This window comes from Hyphomonas adhaerens MHS-3, assembly GCF_000685235.1.
Classification (GTDB): Bacteria; Pseudomonadota; Alphaproteobacteria; order Caulobacterales; family Hyphomonadaceae; genus Hyphomonas; species Hyphomonas adhaerens.
In genome coordinates, this window is record NZ_ARYH01000001.1 from 672050 (window position 1) to 696743 (window position 24694).

At 62.5% G+C, this 24694-nt stretch carries 22 protein-coding genes; 7 read left to right on the forward strand and 15 right to left on the reverse strand.

From position 1 onward, the window contains the following. Window positions 1-2: 2 nt before the first annotated feature. Window positions 3-578, forward strand: a complete 576-nt coding sequence (locus tag HAD_RS03295; protein ID WP_035569410.1) for a hypothetical protein — start codon at window positions 3-5, stop codon at window positions 576-578. Between the two features lie 130 nt (window positions 579-708). Continuing rightward, on the forward strand, window positions 709-2745 hold the full coding sequence (locus HAD_RS03300) for an alpha/beta hydrolase family protein (protein ID WP_035569411.1): 2037 nt from the start codon (window positions 709-711) through the stop codon (window positions 2743-2745). A 32-nt stretch (window positions 2746-2777) separates the two neighbouring features. On the opposite strand, the gene HAD_RS03305 is transcribed toward HAD_RS03300, so the two are convergent. From HAD_RS03305 to HAD_RS03320, 4 genes are all read right to left on the reverse strand, one after another. Beyond that, a complete protein-coding gene (locus tag HAD_RS03305; protein WP_035569412.1) occupies window positions 2778-3596 on the reverse strand; it encodes a PhzF family phenazine biosynthesis protein in 819 nt (272 codons plus the stop codon). 85 nt (window positions 3597-3681) lie between these two features. Beyond that, window positions 3682-4500 carry a bifunctional hydroxymethylpyrimidine kinase/phosphomethylpyrimidine kinase gene (gene thiD / locus HAD_RS03310; RefSeq protein ID WP_035569413.1) on the reverse strand — a complete coding sequence of 273 codons (819 nt, stop codon included), beginning with the start codon at window positions 4498-4500 and terminating at the stop codon, window positions 3682-3684. Window positions 4501-4504: 4 nt separating this feature from the next. Then, on the reverse strand, window positions 4505-5155 hold the full coding sequence (gene fsa, locus HAD_RS03315) for a fructose-6-phosphate aldolase (RefSeq protein WP_035569415.1): 651 nt from the start codon (window positions 5153-5155) through the stop codon (window positions 4505-4507). Window positions 5156-5184: 29 nt separating this feature from the next. Next, window positions 5185-6495 (reverse strand): UDP-glucose dehydrogenase family protein, encoded by a 1311-nt coding sequence (locus HAD_RS03320; protein ID WP_035569417.1) that lies wholly within the window; start codon window positions 6493-6495, stop codon window positions 5185-5187. A gap of 169 nt (window positions 6496-6664) precedes the next feature. On the opposite strand from HAD_RS03320, the gene HAD_RS03325 reads away from it, so the two are divergent. Beyond that, the gene (locus HAD_RS03325; RefSeq protein WP_035569418.1) at window positions 6665-7303 is read left to right on the forward strand and encodes a glutathione S-transferase family protein; all 639 of its coding nucleotides are present in this window, start codon (window positions 6665-6667) and stop codon (window positions 7301-7303) included. 14 nt (window positions 7304-7317) lie between these two features. Here HAD_RS03325 and HAD_RS03330 read toward each other — a convergent pair whose 3' ends face one another. From HAD_RS03330 to HAD_RS03345, 4 genes are all read right to left on the reverse strand, one after another. Beyond that, window positions 7318-8832, reverse strand: coding sequence for a phosphohexomutase domain-containing protein (locus HAD_RS03330; RefSeq protein WP_035571544.1), 1515 nt, complete (start codon window positions 8830-8832; stop codon window positions 7318-7320). Between the two features lie 94 nt (window positions 8833-8926). Continuing rightward, window positions 8927-9646 carry a glutamine amidotransferase-related protein gene (locus tag HAD_RS03335; RefSeq protein ID WP_035569420.1) on the reverse strand — a complete coding sequence of 240 codons (720 nt, stop codon included), beginning with the start codon at window positions 9644-9646 and terminating at the stop codon, window positions 8927-8929. A 6-nt stretch (window positions 9647-9652) separates the two neighbouring features. Continuing rightward, window positions 9653-11512 (reverse strand): ABC transporter ATP-binding protein, encoded by a 1860-nt coding sequence (locus HAD_RS03340; RefSeq protein ID WP_035569421.1) that lies wholly within the window; start codon window positions 11510-11512, stop codon window positions 9653-9655. 71 nt (window positions 11513-11583) lie between these two features. Next, window positions 11584-13347 (reverse strand): DUF885 domain-containing protein, encoded by a 1764-nt coding sequence (locus HAD_RS03345; RefSeq protein ID WP_241765287.1) that lies wholly within the window; start codon window positions 13345-13347, stop codon window positions 11584-11586. A 108-nt stretch (window positions 13348-13455) separates the two neighbouring features. Here HAD_RS03345 and sdhC point away from each other — a divergent pair, with 108 nt between their 5' ends. Genes sdhC through HAD_RS03365 form a run of 4 tightly spaced genes read left to right on the forward strand, consistent with a single transcriptional unit; the run spans window position 13456 to window position 16873 of the window. After that, window positions 13456-13854 (forward strand): succinate dehydrogenase, cytochrome b556 subunit, encoded by a 399-nt coding sequence (gene sdhC, locus HAD_RS03350; protein ID WP_035569422.1) that lies wholly within the window; start codon window positions 13456-13458, stop codon window positions 13852-13854. A gap of 13 nt (window positions 13855-13867) precedes the next feature. After that, a complete protein-coding gene (gene sdhD / locus HAD_RS03355; protein WP_035569424.1) occupies window positions 13868-14263 on the forward strand; it encodes a succinate dehydrogenase, hydrophobic membrane anchor protein in 396 nt (131 codons plus the stop codon). 24 nt (window positions 14264-14287) lie between these two features. Next, window positions 14288-16075: a succinate dehydrogenase flavoprotein subunit gene (gene sdhA / locus HAD_RS03360; protein ID WP_035569425.1), complete on the forward strand. Its 1788-nt coding sequence runs from the start codon at window positions 14288-14290 to the stop codon at window positions 16073-16075. 15 nt (window positions 16076-16090) lie between these two features. Further along, window positions 16091-16873, forward strand: coding sequence for a succinate dehydrogenase iron-sulfur subunit (locus HAD_RS03365; protein WP_035569426.1), 783 nt, complete (start codon window positions 16091-16093; stop codon window positions 16871-16873). Here the strand turns inward: HAD_RS03365 and HAD_RS03370 are convergent. From HAD_RS03370 to tolB, 7 genes are all read right to left on the reverse strand, one after another. Then, a complete protein-coding gene (locus tag HAD_RS03370; protein ID WP_051595892.1) occupies window positions 16870-17481 on the reverse strand; it encodes a GNAT family N-acetyltransferase in 612 nt (203 codons plus the stop codon). The genes HAD_RS03365 and HAD_RS03370 overlap by 4 nt on opposite strands. Before the next feature lie 204 nt (window positions 17482-17685). After that, a complete protein-coding gene (gene ftsH / locus HAD_RS03375) occupies window positions 17686-19614 on the reverse strand; it encodes an ATP-dependent zinc metalloprotease FtsH (protein WP_035569428.1) in 1929 nt (642 codons plus the stop codon). 94 nt (window positions 19615-19708) lie between these two features. Next, window positions 19709-20683 carry a tRNA lysidine(34) synthetase TilS gene (gene tilS / locus HAD_RS03380; protein ID WP_051595893.1) on the reverse strand — a complete coding sequence of 325 codons (975 nt, stop codon included), beginning with the start codon at window positions 20681-20683 and terminating at the stop codon, window positions 19709-19711. A 68-nt stretch (window positions 20684-20751) separates the two neighbouring features. Then, entirely contained in the window at window positions 20752-21795 is a 1044-nt protein-coding gene (gene ybgF, locus HAD_RS03385; protein ID WP_035569429.1) for a tol-pal system protein YbgF, read from the reverse strand. Between the two features lie 110 nt (window positions 21796-21905). Beyond that, on the reverse strand, window positions 21906-22430 hold the full coding sequence (locus HAD_RS03390) for an OmpA family protein (protein ID WP_241765288.1): 525 nt from the start codon (window positions 22428-22430) through the stop codon (window positions 21906-21908). 120 nt (window positions 22431-22550) lie between these two features. Then, window positions 22551-23096, reverse strand: a complete 546-nt coding sequence (gene pal / locus HAD_RS03395; RefSeq protein WP_035569431.1) for a peptidoglycan-associated lipoprotein Pal — start codon at window positions 23094-23096, stop codon at window positions 22551-22553. 229 nt (window positions 23097-23325) lie between these two features. Beyond that, window positions 23326-24687, reverse strand: coding sequence for a Tol-Pal system beta propeller repeat protein TolB (gene tolB, locus HAD_RS03400; protein ID WP_035569432.1), 1362 nt, complete (start codon window positions 24685-24687; stop codon window positions 23326-23328). Between the last annotated feature and the right edge of the window lie 7 nt (window positions 24688-24694).

Below are 24694 nucleotides of genomic sequence, written 5' to 3' on the forward strand. Positions count from 1 at the left end.
CGGTGCGCGCCCGTCTCCTAACTGCCGCGCTGCTGCTGATGACTGCATGCAGCCAGCCGACGCTTCAGGAGTCGGAGTTCATGCACCGGCTGTCGGCGCTCTGCGGCAAGGCCTTTGAAGGCAAGATCGTCAGCGATGATTTGCAGGACGACCCATGGCGCGCCCAGCGCATCGTCATGCATGTGCGCTCCTGCACGAAGGATGAGATCCGTATTCCGCTGCATGTCGGCGATGACCGGTCCCGTGTCTGGGTGATCCACCGCGAGGACGACCGACTCGCCCTGCATCACGAACACCGCCACGCAGACGGCAGCTTCGACGCGCTGACCGGCTATGGCGGCACACGCGATGACCGGTTCAGCGGCAGCCGCCTGAACTTCCCGGCCGATGACGCAACAAAGGCCCTGTTCGATGCCTCCGGCATCCCGCAGTCGAAAGAGAATGTCTGGGCCATCGAAGTGCGCCCTACTCACAGCCTGTTCGCCTACGAACTGGAACGTCCCGGCCGCTTCTTCCGCATCGAATTCGACACGGCCCACCCGGTAGACACCCCGCCCGCCCCCTGGGGCAGCAAATAGACGCGGATAGACCGCCAACCGGCTAAAACAGGATCAGTTCCACGCTCCCCGGCGGATCAGGCCTCCTGACGCTTGACCGAATTGGGCAGGCCTGCTCAGTCTCATCGTGTTCAACCTCCGGAAGATCCACATGCCCTTTATCCGTGCTGCACTCAGCTTGTTGGCAATCCTTTCAGCCGCATCACTCTTCACGGCACTGGCTGACGCACCACCATTGGAAATTTATGGCCGATTGCCTGAAGTCAGCTCGGTAGCGATCTCTGACGATGCCTCCCGCGTCGCCATGCTGCGGCATGATCCACAGGGCGACTATGTCCTCGTGCGCGATCTCTCTGGTGACCTGCAAACAGGTTTTCGGGTGGAGAATTTCAAGCCGCTCTCCGTGGATTTCCTTGGTGATAATTATGTCCTGCTACGCGCCTCGGCCACCGAAGCGCTTTACGATTATGCCGGCCGCTTCGAATACGGCTTCGGCTTCATCTTCGATGTCGCCAACGAGAAAGTTTATCAGCTGCTCGAGAACGAAGGCAGCCTCGTCCCCGGTGCCGACGCCAGCCATGTCGTCGGTTTCCTGGAAGACTCAAGCGAAATCCTGATCCCGACTTTCACCTATGCCGCCCGGAATTCCGCAGTGAACTCCGTGGGGGCCGGCGCCTCAGGATTTGGATCGAGCGTCTTCCGGGTCAAGCTCGATTCCGGCCGGGTCCGCGTGTTCGAAGGCGACCGCCAGTCGTCCCGCCTGCAGGCCGGCTCCCGTGCCAAATATGAATATGCCATCGATTGGGTCATCGCGCCGGATGGTACGGTGATCGCCCGCGAAGACTATGACAGCAAGCTCAACCGGCAAACGATCTACAGCAAAAAATCCGGCAGCTGGGAAACCGTTTACTCTGGCGATCCGGAAGACACGCGATTTATCGGCGGACGCGCCCTGAACCTGGTTGGGATGACCCCCGACGAATCTGCCATTCTGGTTTCTGGCCTGACCGAAGATCTGGATGAAAGCATGCTCTATGCGCTGAGCTTCGAAGGTGACCTCTCGAAGACGCCTTATTCAAAACCAGGCGCCGATGTGGCGCAGGTACTGACAGACGATAATCGCCATGTATTCGGCGTGCGTTATGCGGGGCTCCAGCCTTCCTACACATTTGCGGATCCCGCCCTGCAGACAGCGTTCGACACGCTGCAGGAAAAAATGCCAGATTTCAGCCTGCTGATCACTGACTGGTCGGCAAATTTCAGCCAGCTCGTCCTGAAAATCTCCGGCGGCGTGGAAACAGGCTCCTACTATTTGTTCGATCCTGCTGCGGGACGCCTCTCCCAGATTGCTAAATCCTATGAAATAGCCCCCGGCTGGGTTGGTCCGATGCAGACAATCGAATACCCGGCCTCTGATGGTACCCGGATCTCTGCGGTCGTCACCTGGCCTGCCGGTGATGGCGAAAGCAACCTGCCGACCATCGTGCTGCCGCATGGTGGTCCGGCCGGTTTTGATTCGGTCCGCTTCGACTGGATGGCCCAGTATTTTGCCAGCCGTGGCTATCTGGTACTTCAGCCAAACTTTCGCGGATCCAGTGGCTTTGGGCAAAAATTCGAATGGGCAGGCCACGGTGAATGGGGCCGTCTTATGCAGAGCGACATTACTGCCGGGCTCGATGCGCTGATTGAGATTGGTTGGGCCGACAAGGACCGCGTCTGTATCGTCGGAGCCAGTTATGGCGGGTTTGCTGCGCTCGCCGGGGGGGCTTTCACACCAGACAGGTACAAATGCATCGCGGCCATTGCGCCCGTGTCAGATCTGCCTGAAATGCTGGACGACATCCGAATTGACAACGGGCTCGGCTCCTACAGCTACGAGTATGAATACTGGGCCGCCAGTATCGGCGACATCGATACCGAAAGGGATGAGCTGAAAGCGGCCTCGCCTGCATGGAATGCCGACGAATTCACCGCGCCGGTCCTGCTGGTTCACGGACATGACGACACTGTGGTCAAACTGGAACAAAGTCGGCGGATGAAGTCCGCCCTCAAAGCAGCCGGCAAGACAGTTAACCTGATCGAACTGCCGCATAGCGACCACTGGATGGCGACATCACCTGCCCGCACGGCAACGCTTAAAGCGGTCGCCACCTTTGTCGAAGCCAACAACCCGGCAAGGGCTGACTAGCCGGAAAGCCCGATCGCGCGTGCCGGGTGCGTCTAAAGCGTGAAGCTGCCTTCGATCACCGTCACGGAGGTCCCGATGAGCTTCACCCGGTCATCCTCCAGACGTGTGTCGATGAAGGCGCCGCGTCCCGGAAAGGCCTGACGGCATTTAAGATCGGTCTTGCCGAAGCGCTCGCTCATGACGCGGGCCAGCATTGTGTGCCAGCTGCCGGTGGCCGGGTCTTCATCGATGCCGCTGCCGGGGGCGAAAAAGCGGCTGGTAACATCCACGCCGTCCCCGCCTGCCGCGAAGCAGCCGAAATTGCCGCGGTCCCAGCCTTCGCCCGGGACGCCCAGGTCTTTCAGGGCTCTCTGGTCAGGTTTCAGGGCTTCCACCTCTTCCGGCGTTTCGAACCGGGCCGCATAGAACATGCCGCCCCAGGCCTGTACCGGGCGGGCGCCCAGCGCAGTGGCGACATCATCCGTTACCGGAATTTCCTGTACGGGTCCGCAGGGAAAGTCCATTTCCAGCTGGCCATCGGCCAGCCGGCGCACGATCAGGCTGCCTGAATGGACCGTCTCGAAATGCACCGCCTCTCCTTTGAAGCTGTATTCTTCAAACAGGACATGCGCACTCGCCAGCGTGGCGTGTCCGCACAGCGGCACTTCCACGGCCGGGGTGAACCAGCGCAGCGCCCAGGTATTTTCGCTCTTGCGGACCAGGTACGCCGTTTCGGCGACATTGTTCTCCGCTGCGATGGTCTGCAGGATCGCGTCCGGAAGGAAGTCTTCAAGCGGCATCACGCACGCCTGGTTTCCCTCGAACGGCCGCGAGGCAAAGGCATCGACCTGATAGAAAGGCAATTTCGGCATAGGCGCCTCCTGTTTCGGGGCGCTTCCTTTGCCACACTCCCGGCAGACGGCAAATCGATGATTTGTAATCGATGGTTAAGGCTGGCTAATCCTCATCATCCAGCACCCAGCCATGATGGAGCGGCCCGGCGCCTTTCCCGAAGCCCTTCGCCGCGCGGATTGCACCCATCAGGTAATCCCGCCCCTGCTCCACAGCCTCCGGCACACTCTCCCCTTGCGCCAGCAAGGCGGCGATGGCGGAGGCGAGCACGCAGCCGGTTCCGTGCGTGGACGTCGTTTCGATGCGGGGGCTTTCAAAGATCCATTCGCCGGTGGTTGTCTGCAGCACATCGGTAATCTTGCTGCCCGGAATGTGCCCGCCTTTTACCAGCGCGCCATTGGCGCCAAGCTCCAGCAGCTGTTCGGCGGCGCGGCGCTGGCCGTCGACCGTCTCGACGGCCTTGCCGGTCAATACTTCCGCCTCGGGCGCATTCGGCGTGACGAGCCGGGCACCTGGTACAAGCTCGGAGCGGATTGCCTCCACGCCCTTTGCCTCGACCAGCCGGTGGCCTGAAGTTGCGATCATCACCGGGTCGATCACGCGCGGGATCATCGATGCGTTGGCAGCAAGGCATTCAGCCACAGATTCGACGAGCGCGGCGCTGCCCAGCATGCCGGTCTTGATCGCGTCGGCGCCGATATCGGCAAGCGTGACCTGCATCTGCCCTGTCACCGCTTCAACCGGCACAGGCCAGACGCCATGCACGCCGGTCGTGTCCTGCACGGTAATCGCCGTCACGGCCGTCATGGCATAGCCGCCCAGCATGGTGATCGTCTTGATATCGGCCTGGATCCCCGCCCCGCCGCCGGAATCCGAACCGGCGATGACGAGCACCCTGCCCTGTGGGCCTTGCGCCTCGGTCATGGGATCAGACCTTGATGCCTGCCTTTTCAGCGTCCGCCAGGAAAGCAGCGAGGCCCTTGTCCGTCAGCGGATGAGTCGCCAGCGACTTGATCACGTTCGGCGGCATTGTGGCAACATCGGCGCCTGCCAGCGCAGACTCCTTCACATGGTTCGCCGTGCGGATCGACGCGGCCAGGATCTCGGTATCGAACAGGTAATTGTCATAGATCTGGCGGATGTCGGAGATCAGCTCCATGCCGTCGAGATTGATGTCGTCGAGACGGCCGATGAACGGAGAGATGAACGTGGCGCCGGCCTTGGCGGCGAGCAGGGCCTGATTGGCCGAGAAGCACAGCGTGACATTCACCATCGTGCCTTCGCCTGTCAGCGTCTTGCAGGCCTTCAGGCCGTCCCAGGTGAGCGGCAGTTTCACTGCGACGTTTTCTGCGATCGCGGCCAGCTTGCGGCCTTCGGTGATCATGCCGTCATATTCTGTAGCGACAACTTCGGCGCTGACCGGGCCTTCGACCAGGTCACAGATTTCCTTGATCACGTCCGTGAACGGCCGGCCTGCTTTGGCAATCAGGGACGGGTTCGTGGTGACGCCATCGATCAGGCCGGTTGCAGCGAGTTCCGAGATATCGTCAGTGTTAGCGGTATCGACAAAGAATTTCATGGGTCCTGTCCTTGTTTGCAGGGGGCAGATCAGACGGCCGGACGGCCGATAGACGTATAGGCGAAGCCTTTGGCGGCCATGTCTTCCGGCGAATAGATGTTCCGCAGGTCTACCACGACATTGCTGTTCAGCGCAGCCTTGATCCGGTCGAGATCAAGGGCACGGAACTGGTCCCATTCCGTCAGGATGACGAGGGCATCGGCATCCTGCGCGGCTTCGTAAGCGTTCTTCGCGAACTGAATATCCTTCAGGAGGTGGCTGGCCTCGGTCATGGCTTCCGGGTCGTAGGCCTTGATCGTCGCGCCGGCGGCCTGAAGCGCCGGAAGAATATCCAGGCTCGGCGCATCGCGCATGTCGTCGGTGTTCTGCTTGAAGGCGAGGCCGAGCACGCCGATCGTCTTGCCGCTGACATCTCCGCCCATCGCCGCGATCACCTTGCCGGCCATCGCCTTCTTGCGGGCCGCGTTCACTTCGACAACCGTATCGACGATCCGAACCGGGCTGTCGTAATCATTCGCGGTCTTGGTCAGGGCCAGCGTGTCTTTCGGAAAACAGGAGCCGCCATACCCGGGGCCGGCATTCAGGAATTTCGACCCGATCCGGCCATCGAGGCCGATGCCACGGGACACTTCCTGCACATTCGCGCCCACCTTTTCGCAGAGGTCCGCCATCTCGTTGATGAAGGTGATCTTCACGGCAAGGAAGGCATTGGCTGCATACTTGATCAGCTCCGATGTCCGGCGTGCGGTGAACAGGATCGGCGTCTCGTTGAGGAACAATGGACGGTAAAGCTCTCCCATTACCTGACGGGCGCGCTCGTCTTCTGTCCCGACGACCACGCGGTCCGGAATCTTGAAGTCCTTGATCGCCGCGCCTTCGCGTAGGAATTCCGGATTGGAGACGACGGCAAAGTCCCCATCAGGCCGTGTCTTGCGGATGATCTCTTCGACTTCGTCTCCGGTGCCGACGGGCACGGTGGACTTGGTGACCACGACCGTGAAGCCGTCCATCAGCTGGGCGATCTCTTCGGCGGCGCCATAGACATAGGACAGGTCTGCATGGCCGTCGCCGCGGCGGGACGGTGTGCCGACAGCGATGAAGACGGCATCGGCATCGCGGATGGCTTCGGCCGGGTCAGTCGTGAAGAAAAGACGCTCTTCCGCAACATTGTTGGCGACCAGGCTGTCGAGGCCGGGCTCGTAGATCGGCATCACACCGGCCTTCAGCTTCTCGATCTTGGAAGCGTCCTTGTCGACACAAGTGACGACATGACCGAAATCCGCAAAGCAGGCGCCGGAGACAAGCCCCACATAGCCTGTGCCAATCATCGCAACGCGCATGGGACTAACCTCGATTCTGCCAGTGTAAACTGGGCGGAGGGGTGCGATTTTTGTGTCCCTAGGTCAAGAGGGCATGGCTGCCGGTCCGGCAGTTTCAGCTGCGACGATTCCGGATTGACTCAGGTGAACGCGAAGGACTAGATCAAAACGTGAACAACCGGAGGGGCGCATGACCACGTTGAAACTCTATACAAACCCGATGTCGCGCGGCCGGATTGCCCGCTGGATGCTGGAAGAGGTCGGCGTGCCTTATGAGGTGGAATACCTCACCTACGACGGCACGATGAAGGCGCCGGAATACCTGGCCATCAATCCGATGGGCAAGGTGCCTGCGATCGTTCACGGTGATCAGGTGGTGACCGAATGCGCCGCCATCTGCGCCTATCTGGCAGACGCGTTCCCGGAGGCCGGACTCGCCCCGCCGGTGGACCGCCGGGCAGCGTATTACCGCTGGATGTTTTTCGCCGCGGGGCCCGTGGAATCGGGGGTCACGAACCGCGCCCTTGGATTTTCGGTGAACGAAGAGCGCAAGCGCATGGCGGGCTATGGCGATTTCGACGACATGTACGGGGTTCTGATCAAGGCCGTATCCGATGCAAGCCCATATCTGTGCGGCGACCAGTTTACCGCCGCCGACGTCTATCTCGGGGCGCAGGTCGGCTGGGGGCTGCAGTTCGGCTCCATGCCGGCGCACGATGCCCTCGCCGCATATTGGGCCCGGCTTGAGTCCCGGCCCGCCTGGATACGTGCCGGAGAGCTCGATGATGCGGCCGGTGCCGAGATGGGCATGCCGCCTGCCGGCAGTTGATCAGAGGTAGCTGATCAGATTTCCTGGTTGTAGGCGCCGACTTCCGGGTGCTTGCCGAGGCGCGGTTTGATTTCCTTGTGGAAGAGGTCGCGCATGTCGTCTTCGCTGGCCATGGATTCGACCACGACGACGAGTTCCGGTTTGTTCGAAGACGCCCGGATCAGAACCCAGCTGCCGTCTTCCAGCGTCACGCGGGCGCCGTTGACGGTATTCACATCGACCACTTTGCGGCCAAGGATTTCCGTGCCGTTCAGGCCTTCGTATTCTTCGACCATCTTGTCGACGATGCCGTACTTGGTTTCGTCATCGCAATGCGGCGACATGGTGAGCGAGGTCCAGGCCGTCCCCAGTTCGCCCTTCAGCTCCGCCATCGTCTTGCCGGGGTTGCGGTCCAGCATCTGCAGCACGGCTTTCGCGGCGACGAGGCCGCAATCGTAGCCGAGCCCGATCGGCGGGCGGAAGAAGAAGTGGCCGGACTTTTCAAATCCGGCGAGCGCGCCGAGCTCATTGGTGCGGCGCTTGATGTAGGAATGTCCGGTCTTGTAGTAATCGACCGTGGCGCCGTTTTCCTTCAGCACGGGATCGGTCTTGTAGAGGCCGGTCGATTTCACATCGACAACGAATTTCGAGTCCGGATATTGTTTCGACAGGTCGCGGGCCAGCATCAGGCCGATCTTGTCGGCAAAGATTTCCTCACCCGTATTGTCGACAACGCCGCAGCGGTCCCCGTCCCCGTCGAAGCCGAGCGCGACATCGGCGCCATGTTCGCGCACGGCGGCGGCCATGGCGTGCAGCATTTCGGAATCTTCCGGGTTTGGATTGTATTTCGGGAAGGTCATGTCGAGATTGCAATCCATCTCGATGACATCTGCCCCCATGGCGCGCAGCGCATCCGGCGCAAACGCCCCCGCCGTACCATTGCCGCAGGCGGCGATGACGCGCAGCGGACGCGACAGCTTCACGCCGTCAGCAACCGAGGCGATGTATTTCTCGCGAATGCCTTCGATACGGTAATGCTTGCCGCCTTCGCGCTCCACAAAGGCGCCACCCATGACGATTTCCTTCAGGCGGCCCATTTCTTCCGGCCCGAATGTCAGCGGCTTGTTGGCGCCCATCTTCACACCGGTCCAACCATTCTCATTGTGGCTGGCGGTGACCATGGCACAGCAGGGCGCGTCCAGTTCGAATTGGCTCCAGTAGACCATCGGCGAGAGCGCCAGGCCGACATCCATCACTTCGCAGCCGCCTTGTGTCAGGCCGAGGATCAAAGCGTTCTTGATCGGCTGGCTGATGGAGCGGAAATCATGGCCCGTCACCACTTTCGGCTCGACGCCCAGTTCGTGGAACAGCGTTGCCATGCCGAGGCCAAGTGCCTGAACCCCGGTCAGGTTCAGCTCCGGGGCTTTTTCCTTGCCGATGCCATTGAACCACCAGCGGGCGTCGTATTCGCGAAAGCCTGTCGGTTTCACCAGTGGCAGCACCTCGAACTCAAACGTATTCGGAGCAATGTCTGCGAGTGGTTTCGGCATCATGTCGGAAATCTCCACGGGTTGTGTGCGCGTGTTGAACACTGTTGCGCCGGTTTCCGCAACAGGATGCAGGTTTCACACCAATACCAATTCGTTAATGCCCGCGTCGGTGCGCCGAAAGGAATTCTGCGGTCCAGCGCGCCAGACGGGCATGATCGCCCTCGATTTCGAGGGATTCGAGCGCCCGGTCAGTTAACGATTCGCCGATCCGCGGGCGGCGCAGGGCGTAGAGCGCCGCGGAATAATCGTCCGCAAACTCCGGATGGCACTGAAAGCTGAGCGCCGGGGCCTCAGGATAATACAGCCCGGCAAAGGGCGTGAAATCCGACGCCACGACCACTTTTGCCCCCGGCGGCAGGGTGACGACCTGGTCCTGATGGCTGACCGCCGCTGACACCGTGGCCGGACACGCCTCGCTGACAAAATCCGGACAGGCGACGACTTCATAGGTGTGGCGCCCGACGCCCCAGCCCTTGTCTGACTTTATCACCTTTCCGCCCAGCGCCTCGGCCAGGATCTGGTGGCCGAAACAGATGCCCACCTGCGGCACACCGGCGGCGGCACCTGCGCGGATGAAATCCGCCAGAGGACCGATCCAGGCCTCCGTGTCATAGACCCCGGCGGGCGACCCGGTGATCAACACCGCTTCCACCGCGTCCGGATCCGGCAAGGGCTCACCCTTCACCACCGAGACGGTATCGAATTCAAACGCGCCGGTGCCTGCCATCAAGTGGCGGAACATGGCCGGATAGTCTTCGAAGTCCCCGCGGATCGGCTCCGGGACGAGGCCGGTTTCGATAATGGTCAGTTTCATGAGGCCCTACTCCGCCGCAACTTCGCTGTCTGCCTTGTCCGGTTCCACCAGGAAGCCGCCGGACTGGCGTGCCCAGAGCTCGGAATAGAGCCCACCCGCAGCCACAAGATCCGCATGGTTGCCGTGCTCGACGATCTGTCCCTTGTCGAGCACGATCAGCCGGTCCATCGCCGCGATGGTCGACAGGCGGTGTGCGATGGCGATCACCGTCTTGCCCTCCATCAGTTCGAACAGCTTCTCCTGGATAACGGCCTCGACCTCGGAATCGAGCGCAGAGGTCGCCTCATCCAGGATCAGCACCGGTGCGTCCTTCAGGAAGATGCGGGCAATCGCGATCCGCTGGCGCTGGCCGCCGGACAGTTTCACGCCGCGCTCACCCACATGTGCGTCCAGCCCGCGGCGGCCCTGGGAATCCTCCAGATCGTTGATGAAGTCCAGGGCGGCGGCTTTCCCGCAGGCCGTCAGGATGTCCGCATCGCTCGCGCCCGGCCGGCCATAGGCGATGTTCTCTCGGATGGAACGGTGCAGGAGCGAGGTATCCTGCGTGACCACGCCGATCTGTGCCCGGAGGGAATCCTGCGTGACATGGGAGACATCGTGCCCATCGAGAAGGATCGCGCCGCTTTCCGTTTCGTAGAAGCGCAGCAGCAGGTTCGTCAGCGTTGTCTTGCCTGCGCCAGACCGGCCGACAAGGCCGATCTTTTCCCCCGGTCGGATCGTGAGGGAGAAGTCCTCGATCACGCCGGATCCTTTGCCATAGTGGAAAGAGACATTCCGGAATTCGATCGCTCCTGCCCCGCGCGGCAGGTCTTCCGCATCCGGCGCATCGGCCACGGCAACCGGGCGGTTCAGCATGGCCTTTCCGTCATAGACCACACCGATATTCTCGAAGAGGCCGGCAACTTCCCACATGATCCACTGGGACATGGATTTGATGCGCAGGGTCAGGCCGATCGCGGCCGCCACGCCCCCCGCGCCAATCAAATTCCCCATCCACAGATAGATGCCGACCGCGCCGACCAGGAAGACCAGCAGGGAGTTGTTCAGATAGACAATAAAGTTGAAGCCGGTGACGTAGCGCATCTGCTGGTAAACCGTCCCAAGGAAGCCTTCCATGCTGTCCCTGGCATAGGCTTCTTCATGCCCGGCATGGGCGAAGAGTTTCACGGTCTGGATATTGGTATAACTGTCCACAATGCGCCCGGTCATGGCCGAGCGGGCATCCGCCTGTCGTTCGGCCACCTTGCCGAGACGCGGCACGAACCAGGTCATGACAAGGCAGTAGAGTCCGCCCCACAGCAGGAAGGGCAGCATCAGGCGCCAGTCCGATGACGCGACCAGCACAAGCGCCGAGACGAAATAGACGATCACGAAGACGAAGACGTCGAGGATCTTCATCACCGTCTCACGCACCGCCAGCGCGGTCTGCATCACCTTGGTTGCGACCCGTCCGGCGAACTCATTGCCGAAGAAATTCATCGACTGGCCCAGCATCTGCCGGTGCATGCGCCAGCGTGCACTCATCGGCACATTGCCCATCAGGCCCTGATAGACGATCAGCGCATGGATCAGGGTTGCCAGCGGCAGCACCACCAGCACGACGCCTGCCATCAGGGCCAGCCGCAGGCCTTCGCGTTGCAGGAAGCCTTCCCGGTCTGCAGACGACAGCCAGTCGACAATCCCGCCGAGGAAGCCGAACAGGGTCACCTCGCCCACGGCAATGATCGCCGTAAAGACGGCCGTGACGACCAGCCACGGCACGGCATCGCGCACATAGTGCCAGACGAAGGGCCAGAACCCTTGCGGCGGCACATCCAGCTGGGCGTCCGGGAACGGCGGGAGACGGTGTTCGAAGAAGCGAAACATGGTCAGCCCATTTGGCGTACCGGCCAGCAGGATACAAGCCTGACCGGAACAAATTCAGAGTCGCTTTGCCATCAGGGCGCGTCGGCTATTTCAGGGGCCGTATCCGGTCCTGCTCCACGCATCTGTTCCGCCTCGATCCAGTCATGGATCTGATCGTCCAGCACATCCAGCGGAACAGCCCCCTTAGACAGGACCGCATCGTGGAAGGCGCGGATGTCGAACGCGTCGCCGAGGGCCGCTTCGGCCTGATGGCGCAGGTCCAGGATTTTCAGTTCACCGATCTTGTAGGCCGTCGCCTGTCCGGGCCAGCCCATGTAGCGGGTCACCTCATTGCGGATGTTCAGCGGTGCGAGGGCGGAATTCTCGTTGAAACATTCCTCCGCCTCTTCCCGCGTCCAGCCATAAAGGTGCAGGCCGGTGTCGGCGACGAGCCGGCAGGCGCGCCACATCTCCATGGAAAGCCCGCCAAAGCGTTCATAAGGCGTCTCGTTCAGGCCCGCCTCCATGGCAATGTGTTCGGCATAAAGCCCCCACCCTTCCCCGAACGCGGTGGCGTAATATTGCTGGCGGAAGCGCGGCTGCCCCTTCATTTCCATGGCCAGCATGATCTGGAGGTGGTGCCCCGGCACGGCCTCATGCGCAGAAAGCGCCGGCAGTTCGTAGAGCGGGCGCTGGTCCAGCGCATAGGTGTTCACGAGATAGGTACCCGGCCGGTTCTCCTCTGGATCGCCCTGCACATAGCGGGCAGACGTGTAACCCGGCGCGATCGCCGCCGGCACAGGCTCCACATTGTAGCCATGCTCCGGCAGCTTACCGAAATAGTCCGGCAGGATGGCATCCAGTTTCGCCGCGACCGCTTTCGCCCGGCCCATCAACTCGTCCGGCGTTTTCGCGTAGAAGGCCGGATCGGTGCGCAGGAAGACGAGAAAGTCCTGGAAGTCGCCTTCGAAATGGATCTCCTGCAGGATCGCCTCCATCTCCCCCCGGATGCGGGCGACTTCGGAGAGGCCGAGTTCATGGATCTCCTCGGGCGAATAACCGGCGCCCGCTGTGTGGTGCTCAATCGCGGCAGCATAAACCGCACTGCCACCCGGCAGGTTCGCGATCCCTGCCCCGTCCCGTGTGTGGGGCGCATAGTCCGTTTCGATGAACGCCAGGGTTCTGCGATAGGCCGATATGGCATTCGCCACCGCGGTCAGCCCGTCCGTCTTCAGGCGGGAGGCGACGGCGGGGTCCATGTCTTCCGGCAAATTGCGGAACGGTGCGTACAGGCCGCTTGCGCTGGGGTCGTCGGAGATCTGCTCGCGAATCTGGTCTGTCATCACGCCCAGCGGATCGGCATGCGCCACCCAGCCCGTGGCGAGCCCCCGGCGCATGTTTGCAACATTTTCTGCGAAATAGCGCGGCACATCGTTCAGGCGCGCAATCCAGGCGTCGCCTTCGGCCTCGCTGGTGATCCGGGTCTGCATCGCCGCAAAGACCGGCTCGGCCTGAAACCCCCAGTCTCCGGTGAAGGGGATCCGGGCGGTATCCAAGCGCGCATTGTCGATATCCGTCGTCAGAAGACGCTTGAGAATCGCCTGGTCGGTAGTCCGTTCGGTTTCCAGCGCAGCAATCGCATCACGCAGGGCCGCCGCCTTCGCCGCCCGCTCTGCGACCGCCTCCGGCGCGACATTTCCCCAGCCCGACGCAGCTTCCCCAGCGGCACGTGCCGCTTCCTCCGGGGAAGCGTCACGGACATAAGCCTCATATTCCCCGATCAGGTCGTCCATCGGATCGGCAAATGCCGAAGGTGTGAACAGAAAGAGGGCCCCAAGCCACAGAAATCGTTTCATATTGTCACTCCATGACTTGCTGTGCGTTGACAGGATCATAGAGACTCCTAGAACCGCAGGCCAAGCACTTGAGTTAAACTCTTACATCCATCGGAAGGTGTCCTTCGCATGTCAGGATCGTCCGGGGCTGATGCCCGCCCGCTGTCGCCACACCTCCAGGTCTGGCGTCCTCATATTACCATGGCCGCCTCGATCACCCACCGCATCACGGGCGTTGCCCTCTATTTCGGTACTTTCCTGATTGCAGGCTGGATCATCGCCCTAGCCACCGGCGCAGACTGTTACGGCGCCATCGAAGGGATCCTCTTCTCCTGGTATGGCAGCGTGATCCTGTATCTCTGGGCTGTCGCCGTCCTGTTCCATCTCGTGAACGGTATCCGCCACCTGCTTTGGGATGGCCCGAACATCGGCTTCGACCCGGGCCGGGCCAGCGCCGTTTCCGTCTTCAATTACGCATTTGCCATTCTGGGCGCGGCAGCCATCTGGCTCGCCGCCGCCGGACTGTAGGAGGCAGAGACCCATGTCGAACAGCCAGTTCCTGACCCCTGCCAAAGCCGCCCGCGGCCTCGGTTCCGCCAAATCCGGCACGCATCACCATATCGGGCAGCGCGTTTCCGCCATTGCCCTGGTTTTCCTGGTGCCGTGGTTCCTGTTTTCGGTCATCAACGCCGTCCAGGGCGGTGAAGCCGCCGCGATCGAGTGGATTTCACAACCGCTGCCTGCGATCCTGCTGATCCTTACGGCCGGCGCGACCGTATACCATATGCGCCTCGGCATGCAGGTCGTCATCGAAGACTATATTGCGAAGACGGGGATGCGCTCGGCGCTGCTGATCCTGAACAGCTTCGCCTGTATCGCACTGTTTGCGGCCATCGCCCTTTCGGTCCTGAAACTGTGGATTGGCGCGGGCGCGTAAGCGGCCCCGCGGGAGAGTTAGAACATGAGCACCTATAACTGGATCGATCATACTTACGATGTCGTGGTTGTCGGCGCGGGCGGTTCCGGCCTGCGCGCAGCCCTCGGCGCGGCCCAGGCAGGCCTGCGCACGGCCTGCATCACCAAGGTCTTCCCGACCCGGTCTCACACGGTTGCCGCTCAGGGCGGGATCGCCGCCTCGCTCGGCAATATGGGCGAGGACAACTGGCGCTGGCACATGTACGACACCGTCAAGGGGTCTGACTGGCTGGGCGACCAGGACGCCATCGAATACCTGACACGCAACGCCCCGAAGGCTGTCTACGAACTCGAGCACTGGGGCATGCCCTTCTCGCGGACCGAGGAAGGCAAGATCTACCAGCGTGCCTTTGGCGGCATGACCCGCGACTTCGGCGAAGGCCCCGTGCAGCGCACCTGCGCCGCCGCCGACCGGACCGGCCACGCCATGCTGCACACGCTTTACGGCCAGTGCGTGCGTGAGGAGACCGAGTTCTTCATCGAATACTTCGGCATGGACCTGATCATGGACGAAGAAGGCGCCTGCCGCGGTGTCACGGCCTGGAAGCTGGATGACGGCACGCTGCACCGCTTCCGCGCCCAGAAAGTCATCCTGGCCACCGGCGGTTACGGCCGGGCCTTCTTCTCCTGTACCTCCGCCCACACCTGTACGGGCGACGGCAATGCCATGGTGCTGCGCGCCGGCCTGCCGCTGCAGGACATGGAATTCGTCCAGTTCCACCCGACCGGCATTTACGGGTCGGGCTGCCTCATCACCGAGGGTTCCCGCGGTGAAGGCGGATACCTGACCAATTCCGAAGGCGAACGCTTCATGGAGCGCTATGCGCCCTCCGCGAAAGACCTCGCCTCCCGCGATGTCGTCTCCCGCGCCATGACCGTGGAAATCCGCGAAGGCCGCGGTGTCGGCCCGGAAAAGGATCACATCCACCTGCACCTCGAACACCTCGGCGCCGAAGTTCTGGCCGAGCGCCTGCCGGGCATTTCCGAAACCGCGAAGATCTTCGCCGGTGTCGATGTCACCAAGGAGCCGATCCCGGTCCTGCCGACGGTCCACTACAATATGGGCGGCATTCCGACGAACTATCACGGCGAAGTGCTGACCAAGAAGAATGGCGACCCGGACTCCATCGTGCCGGGCCTGATGGCCGTTGGCGAAGCGGCCTGCGTGTCGGTGCACGGCGCCAACCGTCTCGGCTCCAACTCGCTGATCGACCTTGTCGTGTTCGGCCGCGCAGCCGGCCTGCGCTGCGGCGAGACGACGATTGCCGGCGCCACGCAGCCGGAGCTGCCGAAAGGCGCGACGGACAGCCATCTCGCCCGCCTCGACAAGTTCCGCAACGCATCCGGCGACCAGCCGGTGGCCAAGCTGCGCCTCGAAATGCAGCGCGCCATGCAGAACAATTGCGCCGTCTTCCGCACCGGCGACGTCCTCAAGGACGGTGTCGATGCAATCGAGGAAGTCTACAAAAAACTGCCGGGCATCGATGTCCAGGACCGCACCATGGTGTGGAACACCGACCTCGTCGAAGCCCTCGAATTCGACAACCTGCTCGCCCAGGCGGCCGTCACTGTGAACGGCGCCGCCACCCGCGAGGAAAGCCGCGGCGCCCATGCCCGTGAAGACTTCGCCGACCGCGACGACGAAAAGTGGATGAAGCACACGCTGGCCTGGAATGACGGAACCGGGAAGGTGAACCTCGATTACCGCCCGGTACACGACTACACAATGTCGAACGAAATCAGCTACATCGAGCCCAAGGCCCGGGTTTACTAAGAGGACCGAACGAACATGGTACAGCTCACGCTTCCCAAGAATTCCACGGTCCGCAAAGGCAAGACCTGGCCGAAGCCGCAAGGCGCGACCAATCTTCGCCAGTTCCGGATCTATCGCTACAACCCGGAAGAAGGCGGCAATCCGCGCTGGGACACCTATTGGGTGGACATGGACAAGGCCGGGACGATGATCCTGGACGTCCTGCTCTACATCAAGAACAATATCGACCCGACGCTGGCCTTCCGCCGCTCCTGCCGGGAAGGCGTTTGCGGCTCCTGTGCGATGAACATCGCCGGGCGCAACACAATCGCCTGCACCAAGGGCTTCGACGATTTGCCGAAAGGCGTGATCACGATCAGCCCCCTGCCGTCGCAGCCGGTGGTACGCGACCTGATCCCGGACCTGACCAATTTCTACGCCCAGCACGCCTATGTGCAGCCCTTCCTCAAGACCGACACGCCGGCCCCTGAGAAAGAGTGGAAACAGTCCGAGGCTGACCGCGAAGAGCTGAACGGGCTTTACGAGTGCATCCTGTGCGCCTCCTGCTCGACATCCTGCCCGTCCTACTGGTGGAATGGCGACAAGTATCTCGGCCCGGCCGCCCTGCTGCAGGCTTATCGCTGGCTGATCGACAGCCGCGACGAAGCCACCGGCGAGCGCCTCGACGATCTGGAAGACCCGTTCAAGCTGTATCGTTGCCACACGATCATGAACTGTGCGCAGGTCTGCCCGAAAGGCCTGAACCCGGCCAAGGCCATCGCCAAGATCAAGCACATGATGGTGGAACGCGTCTCCTAAGGCGCGGCCACCTGGTCATCATCGGCGCCATTGATCCGGAAGACCTCGCGGAGCCCCTGCGGGGATTCCATGGCGCGCAGCACACTGATCAGTTCGCCCACATGGAACTGCCACATCGTGGTCGGCGGCATCGGCCGGATCACATGTCCGCCCAGCGCCTTGAACAGATTGTTGGCCTTCCGGTTCTCCGGCAGGGTTTCGGCTTCCAGCGTGATGATGCCTTCGGCGTGGCAGCAAAGCGCCACACACGCGATCAGCATGCGGGACAGTCCCTGCGCATGGTAGGCGTCCAGCACGCCCATGGCGAGTTCGCCCTCTTCCAGCTCATTCGTCGTGCGGATGGCGTGCGCCGCCGCAATGAAGGGCTGGCCCGGTTCGTTTTTCAGGGCCGCGGCCCAGGCGATGTGGCGGTGTCCGTCCGCATCGGCGAGCGCATGGATGATCGATTTCGGGATCACCCTGGCGCCTGAGAAGAAGCGCAGGTAACGCGACTCCTCCGACATGTTCGCCACGATGTGCTCGAACCGTGGCTCATCTGCCGGCCCGGCCGGGCGCAGAATGACCTCCACCCCGTTCGAGAGTACGATGTCTACCGGTTTGATGGGCATTGCGTTGTCTCCGCCTGCCTGGCTGTTCCGACCGAATGATGCCCCTTAGAAACCAGAATGCTGCAGTGCAGCAATCCATAGAATGCAGAGCGGCTGTACTTACACCGGGCTAAACTGACCCGGCCCTCATTCCAAGGCAGACGAGACGACAGAAAAAAGGCGCCGCCAGGATGGCAGCGCCTAAATTCAGGAATCTTCAGTGGATCAGGCCGGATTCGGTTCCGGATCGCCTGCGGCTTCACCGCCGCCATCCTTCGGCTTCCGGCGCTTGCCGATGGCCGGCACGGCGGAGGCAGGGCCCGTATCTTCGGCGCCGAGATCCGGACGGGTCGGCGGCTTGCCGTTCAGCAGGTCGGTGATTTCGCTACCGGTCAGCGTCTCGTATTCGAGCAGGCCATTGGCGATGGCGGACCATTCATCATGGCAATCGGTCATGATCCGGCGGGCATCGTCCATGCCGGTCTGGATCAGTTCGCGCACTTCTTCCTCGATCTTGCGGGATGTGTCTTCCGAGACATGGCTCGACTGCATGATCTGCTGGCCAAGGAACACATCGCCCTGGTCTGAGCCGTAATCCACCGGACCGATCTCGTCGGACAGGCCGAACCGGGTCACCATGGCACGGGCCAAGCGCGTCGCCTGCTGGATGTCGGAGGCGGCACCGGCGGTGACATTGTCGTCGCCGAATTTCAGCTCTTCGGCCACGCGGCCGCCCATCATGATGGCGAGGCGCGAGGTCATCTCGATCTTGGACATGGACAGCTTGTCGTCTTCCGGCAGCTGCATGACCATGCCGAGCGCGCGGCCCCGCGGAATGATGGTTGCCTTATGGACCGGGTCAGCGGCAGGCACTTTCATGGCCACGATAGCGTGACCGGCCTCGTGCCAGGCGGTGAGTTCCTTTTCCTTCTCGGACATGACCATGGAGCGGCGCTCCGGCCCCATCAGGACCTTGTCTTTCGCGTCCTCGAACTCCTGCATGGCGACCACGCGCTTGCCGCGCCGGGCGGCCAGCAGGGCCGCCTCGTTGACGAGGTTTGCAAGGTCGGCGCCCGAGAAGCCCGGCGTGCCGCGCGCGATGGTCTTCGCGTCGACGTCTTTCGCCAGCGGCACATTGCGCATGTGGACGCGCAGGATCTTTTCACGGCCAAGAATATCCGGATTGCCGACGGTCACCTGACGGTCGAAACGGCCGGGACGCAGCAGCGCCGGGTCCAGAACGTCCGGACGGTTGGTGGCGGCGATCAGGATGATGCCTTCGTTCGCCTCGAAGCCGTCCATCTCGACCAGCAGCTGGTTCAGCGTCTGCTCGCGTTCGTCATTGCCGCCGCCAAGGCCGGCACCGCGGGATCGACCGACAGCGTCGATCTCGTCGATGAAGATGATGCACGGCGCCGAGCGCTTGGCCTGCTCGAACATGTCGCGCACGCGGCTCGCACCGACGCCAACGAACATTTCGACAAAGTCGGAACCGGAAATCGTGAAGAAGGGCACGCCGGCCTCACCGGCCACGGCGCGGGCCAGCAGCGTTTTACCCGTGCCGGGCGGGCCAACCAGCAGCGCGCCTTTCGGGATCTTGCCGCCGAGGCGCTGGAATTTGGACGGATCCTGCAGGAATTCGACGATCTCCTGCAGTTCTTCCTTGGCTTCATCGACGCCTGCAACATCGTCAAAGGTGACGCGGCCATGCTTTTCGGTCAGCAGGCGGGCGCGCGACTTGCCGAAGCTCATCGCGCCGCGGCCACCGCCGCCCTGCATCTGGCGCATCATGAAGAAGACAAAGCCGACGATCAGCAGGATCGGCAGGATCGAGAACAGGAGCGAGGCGAAATTGTTGCGGCCGCTGTCGGCGTCCACCGTGAACGGCACATTGTGGTCGCGCAGATAATCCTGCGTGCTCATGTCGAGGGCGCGCAGCTCGCTGACCATGGTCTTGCCATCGGTGGTTTTGACGATGATCTGGTCATCGCCCAGCGTGGCTTCAGACACCTGTCCGCTGTCGACGAGGGTGTAAATCTCAGAGAGTTTCGCGCGCTTTGCGCTGGCGGTTTCGGGATTCCCGCCCATCGCGACCGCCATACCGATGACGAGCAGCGCGATTGCACCCCAGATGGCCAGGTTCCGAACGTTCATTGCATCTCTCTCAGTTTGGAAAGCTTCTCGACAGATAACATAGGCTCACTGGGGCCGAAAAACGACTCCTTAGCTGCGCCGTGGACATTTTATCTCACATATGCCCTGAACAGGCCGTGACCATGGCAGCGAGGCGTGCAGGGATTGCGTTAACCTGTTCAGGCGCGAGCCCATGCTCTGCCGTGACATGGAGCCTGTCTTTGCGAACCGCGACGATCGCCCCACCCAGCGTGGCCGGGCGCAGCGTGTCAGGCCGGGTGACGCGGCGTGACAGCCGGCTGAGTGCATCCGAACGCACAGGACGTGTGCGCCCGCTGGCCAGGGCAATCAGGGCGGCCAGCGCCCGCTCTCCCCGCTCGCCCGGCGGCAGCGGCAAAGGCGCCCGCAACGCGCCGTCCGGGCGGAGCTCGACATCCGCCGTCAACCAATTTGCCAGCGCCTGGTCCTGTAACTGCCGCAACAGCTGCAGCCGCTCCTGAAGGGCCAGAATCCGGGCGCGCAGGGCCGGGTCTTCCGCCAGCGTCCGGCGTACGCGTACGCGCTCATAGGCGGGGTTCTCGTTCGACGGGTCCTCGACCCAGTCTTCTCCTTGGGTCCGCAGCAGGTCCCTCAGCGCAGCCCGAGGCGTGGCAAGCAGCGGACGGCCCAGCAAAACCGGCACGCCGGGCGGCTCTGCAGGGGACAGGGACAGCGGCTGGATGCCCGCCAGCCCATACCAGCCAGACCCGGCGCGGGCGCGGATCAGAAAGGTTTCGGCGTTATCGTCCTGCGTGTGTGCCGTGAGGATCACCACGCTGCCAGCCTCACGCGCCGCTGCTGCGAGCAGCTGATGACGGGCGCGGCGGGCCTTTGCCTGGCCAGGTTGGGGGGGTTCCCAGCGCAGCGTCCGGTGCGGGATGCCGTACCGGGCGGCAATTTCCGCAACGAAACGGGCTTCCCCGGCGGCTTCGGGGCGCAAGCCATGGTCCACCGTCAGGGCGCACACATCCCGCCCGCGCGTCTGCGCCCAGTCGGCTGCGATCAGCAGGAGGGCAAGCGAATCCCCTCCCCCGGAAACCGCGACACACACAGGCCCGGCGACAACTTGGCAAAGCCGGTCAAAAGAATCCGTCAGCCCTTTCGGGACTGTGGGGGTTTCTAATTGTCGCAACCGGACCGGGTCCGTTCGACGGCGGCCAGGTCACGCGTCACGCCGGAAGCATTCGGATAGCGTTTCGGCAATGTATCGAGGGCAACGCAGGCCTTGTCCTTGTCGCCGATGAGACGCATCGACCGGGCCAGTTTCACCAGTGCATCAGGCGCACGCGGATCATCCGGATACGACCGGATCATCGTCGTGTAGGCCGCGCCGGATTCGGCATAGGCCTTCTGCTGGTAGAGCGACTCGGCAAGCCAGTAATGCGCTTCGCCCGCCTGCGGATCGGTATCGAACTTGTCGAGGAAGGCACGGAAGGCCTGTTCGGCCCCGGCATAATCGAACTGGACCAGTTTCGCCTTGGCCGCCGCGAACAGCGGACCGGCCTCACCCGGCAGGGCACTTGCCGGCAATGTGCCAAGCGATCCCTGCGGCGCACCGGGCGGAACAGCCGAGGCAGGCGTGGTATCGACGGTCGCCGGGCCTTCAGCCGCCTCGGTTGCGCCGGAGCGCGGCAGCAGGCGTTTCGGGCCGGAAGGTTCTGGCTCCACGGTCGCGGAGCGGGACAGGTTGTCCGCGGCAGGCTGCTGCGGCTCGGCCGGTGCAGTGGAAGCCGCATACGGGTCCGGCGACGCGGCGCCCGGATAGTCGGACAAGCCGGTGGCCGCTTCCCCTTCCGGCGGATCCATGCCGAGGGAGCGGGCCTGAAGGTCCTGAATGGCACGCGACTGGGCGCGCAGCTCGTTCTTCAGCGTGTTGATCTCCCGGGCGAGCGACTCATTGTCGTCGACCAGAGTCTCATTGTCGTTGCGGACCTGCTGCAGCTGGAACTCCAGCGTTTCGACCCGGCCCCTCAGGGTCATCAGGTCGCTGGACACGGCATTCACCTGCACTTTGGTGTCCGCGCTCAGCTGGCGGGCCTGGGAAATCTGGTCAGCCAGGTCGAGGCTTGTCGTGCCCTGCGTGATCGGAGCACCGCGCTGGGCGACAGCGGGCGCAGCAAGAAGCAGGAAGCTGGCAAGGGCCAGGGCCGGGGTCTTGAACATGAGCGAATGCCTCCAGATGTTGCCGGACCATAGTAAAGCAGCCGGGGCCAAAATATGGCACCCGGCTGCAAATTCTTTGTGAATCAGGCGCCCGGAAGGGGCAACCGGCTTCAGCTGTTCGGCGAAACCACCTGGATGAACCCGTTCCGGTTCATGGCCCAGGCCTGTTCGTTCGATTCCGCAGCAATGGGACGTTCCTTGCCGTAGGAAATCGTGTCGATGCGATTCGGCGCGATGCCGAGGCTGACAAGATAGTCTTTCACCTTGGCCGCGCGGCGCTCGCCGAGGGCGAGGTTGTATTCCCGCGTGCCGCGCTCGTCGCAGTTACCAGCAACGAGAATGCGGACAGACGGATCGGACGTGTATTTCAGGGCGTGCTGGCGCAGGAGCGACTGGTCGTCGGTATCCAGCGCATCGCCGTTCAGATCGAAATAGACGCGGTCGCCGAGGGCCGGGGTCTGAACGATCTGGCCGACGCTTGCGTCGTCCACATTACCGGTATCGACGGTCCGAACCTCTTCGACCACGGTTTCCGTGGTGGTTGTGCCTTCGGTAATCGGGGCCGGCTTGGACGCACAGGCGCCGAGCAGGACGAGCGAAGCACCTGCGAAAACAGATGCGGTGCGAATGATCATGGACATACCTTTCATGATGAAAAAAGGGACAGGGGAACGCACAAACTCCCTGCCCCTAAACAAAACAGCCGGGGCCAAAATGTGGCGCCCGGCTGCGTATTGCTGAATTGAAATGTTCCGTTAGCTGGTGGTGCCCGAAACAATCTGGGTGAACCCGTTGCGGTTCAGGGCCCAGGAGGCTTCGTCCGAACCGGCAGCGATCGGACGTTCCTTGCCGTAGGAAATCGTGTCGATGCGCGACGGATCAACGCCGAGCGAGACCAGATAATCCTTCACGACGGACGCGCGGCGCTCGCCGAGAGCGAGGTTGTATTCCCGCGTGCCACGCTCGTCGCAGTTACCGGCGACCATGATGCGGACCGACGGGTAGGACTGCAGCCAAGCGGCCTGCAGCTTCAGGATTTCCTGATCGTCGGGGTCCAGACGGTATTCGTTCAGATCGAAATAGACGCGCTCACCAACGTTCACGCGGAAATCTTCGAGCGAACCCGGTGCCGGGCCTGTCGGCTCTTCAACCACCGGCGGAGGTGGCGGAGGCGGCGGCGGTGCAGGTTGTTCAACCGGCGGTGCTTCTTCGACTGGCGGCGGCGGTTCGGGTTGCGAAGCGCAGGCGCCGAGGGCGATGAGCACAGCGGCCGCTGCGGAGATTTTGAGATAGGATTGCATTACAGTCAGACTCCCCTGGATGTCCTGAGCTTGGTGACGCCTTACGGCCCCTGTCTTACCAGCAGCCGACGCGTGTTCGGTGGTGCTTCCACAATCGGGCCGAATTCCGGCAACAATCGGGCGCAAGCTGCTGAGTTAGGCCTTTTACACAAAGATTCTGGCGCTGTCTCCCTAAAGCAACGCCCCCGACCAAAGAATCGGGGGCGAAACCTGTATATTAATCAGCAGATTACTGCAGGAGCGGCGACCAGGCTGGATCGGAGGCTTCTGTCTGGGTCTGCAGGCGGTGTGCATTCCGGCCGGAGAGATCCACCGACCAGAGCTGAGGACCGGCGCCGGGACGGCTTTCGCGGAAGTAAATGATCACGCGGCCGTTCGGCGACCAGTCCGGACCTTCATCCAGATAGGCTTCGGTCAGCAGGCGCTCGCCGGTGCCATCGGTGCCGATGACGCCGATATAGAACTTGCCGCCAAGCTGCTTGGTGAAGGCGACGAGATCGCCGCGCGGGCTCCATACCGGCGTGGAGTACTGGCCCTTGTTGAACGTGATGCGGCAGGCGACGTCCCGGCCGCCCGACGGACAGGTGCGCGGGCTGCCATCCGTGTTCATGATGTAGAGCTGCGGGCTGCCCCCACGGTCTGACGTGAAGACGATGGCCTTGCCGTCCGGCGACATCGATGGCGATGTATCGATCGCCGGATGATCGGTCAGGCGGCGCGACTGCCGGGTCTGCAGGTTCATGATGTAGAGATCGGAATTGCCGCGTTCGGCCTGGGTCATCAGCACGCTTTCGCCATCGCGCGAGAAGCGCGGGGCAAAGGTCATACCAGGGAAATTGCCCAGCAATTCCTGGCGGCCCGTTTCGATATTGAAGAGATAGACGCGCGGACGTCCGCCCTCATACGACATGTAGGTGATTTCCTGCGCCGACGGGCTAAAGCGCGGCGTCAGCACCGTGTTGGTGCCCGGTGTCAGGTATTGCTGGTTGGCGCCGTCGGAATCCATAATCGCGAGACGCTTTACGCGGTTCAGTTTCGGACCGGTCTCGGCGATGTAGACGATCCGCGTGTCAAAGTACGGATCCTCGCCGGTCAGACGGGTGTAGATCGAATCGGCAATCTTGTGAGCGATGCGGCGCCAGTTGTCCGGAGTCGTGGTCAGGCGGCGGCCCGGCTGGCCATTGATCCGCATCACATCGCCTGCATAGACATCCCACAGCCGGAACGAGACGGCGATCTTGCCATCCGGCAGCTCCTCGAACGCACCGACGACGAGACCGTCAGTCTTGATGATCTTCCAGTCGGCAAAACGCGGCTGGACGTCGATCGACAGATCCTTCTGGATGAAGGAGGCCGGGTTCTGCATTTCGAACAGGCCGGTCGATTCGAGGTCGTTGCGCACAACGTCGGCGATCTGGCGGGCGAGCTCGGTGTTCGTGCCGCCGCGGACTTCGAAGTCCGGGATGGCCAGAGGCGTCGGCTGGAAATTGCCGCTGCCTTCGACCAGCACTTTGAGTTCGGCCGAGGCGGTCGGCGCCAGACCAATGGCGGCGGTGAACGCCATCACCAGGGCAAGCAGCAGGCGGGTCATGGGATTC

Coding starts and splice junctions, on each gene's coding strand:
- HAD_RS03300 (WP_035569411.1), top strand. CDS start 709: ATGCCCTTTATCCGTGCTGCACTCAGCTTGTTGGCAATCCTTTCAGCC.
- HAD_RS03305 (WP_035569412.1), bottom strand. CDS start 3,596: ATGCCGAAATTGCCTTTCTATCAGGTCGATGCCTTTGCCTCGCGGCCG.
- thiD (WP_035569413.1), bottom strand. CDS start 4,500: ATGACCGAGGCGCAAGGCCCACAGGGCAGGGTGCTCGTCATCGCCGGT.
- fsa (WP_035569415.1), bottom strand. CDS start 5,155: ATGAAATTCTTTGTCGATACCGCTAACACTGACGATATCTCGGAACTC.
- HAD_RS03320 (WP_035569417.1), bottom strand. CDS start 6,495: ATGCGCGTTGCGATGATTGGCACAGGCTATGTGGGGCTTGTCTCCGGC.
- HAD_RS03325 (WP_035569418.1), top strand. CDS start 6,665: ATGACCACGTTGAAACTCTATACAAACCCGATGTCGCGCGGCCGGATT.
- HAD_RS03330 (WP_035571544.1), bottom strand. CDS start 8,832: ATGCCGAAACCACTCGCAGACATTGCTCCGAATACGTTTGAGTTCGAG.
- HAD_RS03335 (WP_035569420.1), bottom strand. CDS start 9,646: ATGAAACTGACCATTATCGAAACCGGCCTCGTCCCGGAGCCGATCCGC.
- HAD_RS03340 (WP_035569421.1), bottom strand. CDS start 11,512: ATGTTTCGCTTCTTCGAACACCGTCTCCCGCCGTTCCCGGACGCCCAG.
- HAD_RS03345 (WP_241765287.1), bottom strand. CDS start 13,347: ATGAAACGATTTCTGTGGCTTGGGGCCCTCTTTCTGTTCACACCTTCG.
- sdhC (WP_035569422.1), top strand. CDS start 13,456: ATGTCAGGATCGTCCGGGGCTGATGCCCGCCCGCTGTCGCCACACCTC.
- sdhD (WP_035569424.1), top strand. CDS start 13,868: ATGTCGAACAGCCAGTTCCTGACCCCTGCCAAAGCCGCCCGCGGCCTC.
- sdhA (WP_035569425.1), top strand. CDS start 14,288: ATGAGCACCTATAACTGGATCGATCATACTTACGATGTCGTGGTTGTC.
- HAD_RS03365 (WP_035569426.1), top strand. CDS start 16,091: ATGGTACAGCTCACGCTTCCCAAGAATTCCACGGTCCGCAAAGGCAAG.
- HAD_RS03370 (WP_051595892.1), bottom strand. CDS start 17,481: ATGCCCATCAAACCGGTAGACATCGTACTCTCGAACGGGGTGGAGGTC.
- ftsH (WP_035569428.1), bottom strand. CDS start 19,614: ATGAACGTTCGGAACCTGGCCATCTGGGGTGCAATCGCGCTGCTCGTC.
- ybgF (WP_035569429.1), bottom strand. CDS start 21,795: ATGTTCAAGACCCCGGCCCTGGCCCTTGCCAGCTTCCTGCTTCTTGCT.
- HAD_RS03390 (WP_241765288.1), bottom strand. CDS start 22,430: ATGATCATTCGCACCGCATCTGTTTTCGCAGGTGCTTCGCTCGTCCTG.
- pal (WP_035569431.1), bottom strand. CDS start 23,096: ATGCAATCCTATCTCAAAATCTCCGCAGCGGCCGCTGTGCTCATCGCC.
- tolB (WP_035569432.1), bottom strand. CDS start 24,687: ATGACCCGCCTGCTGCTTGCCCTGGTGATGGCGTTCACCGCCGCCATT.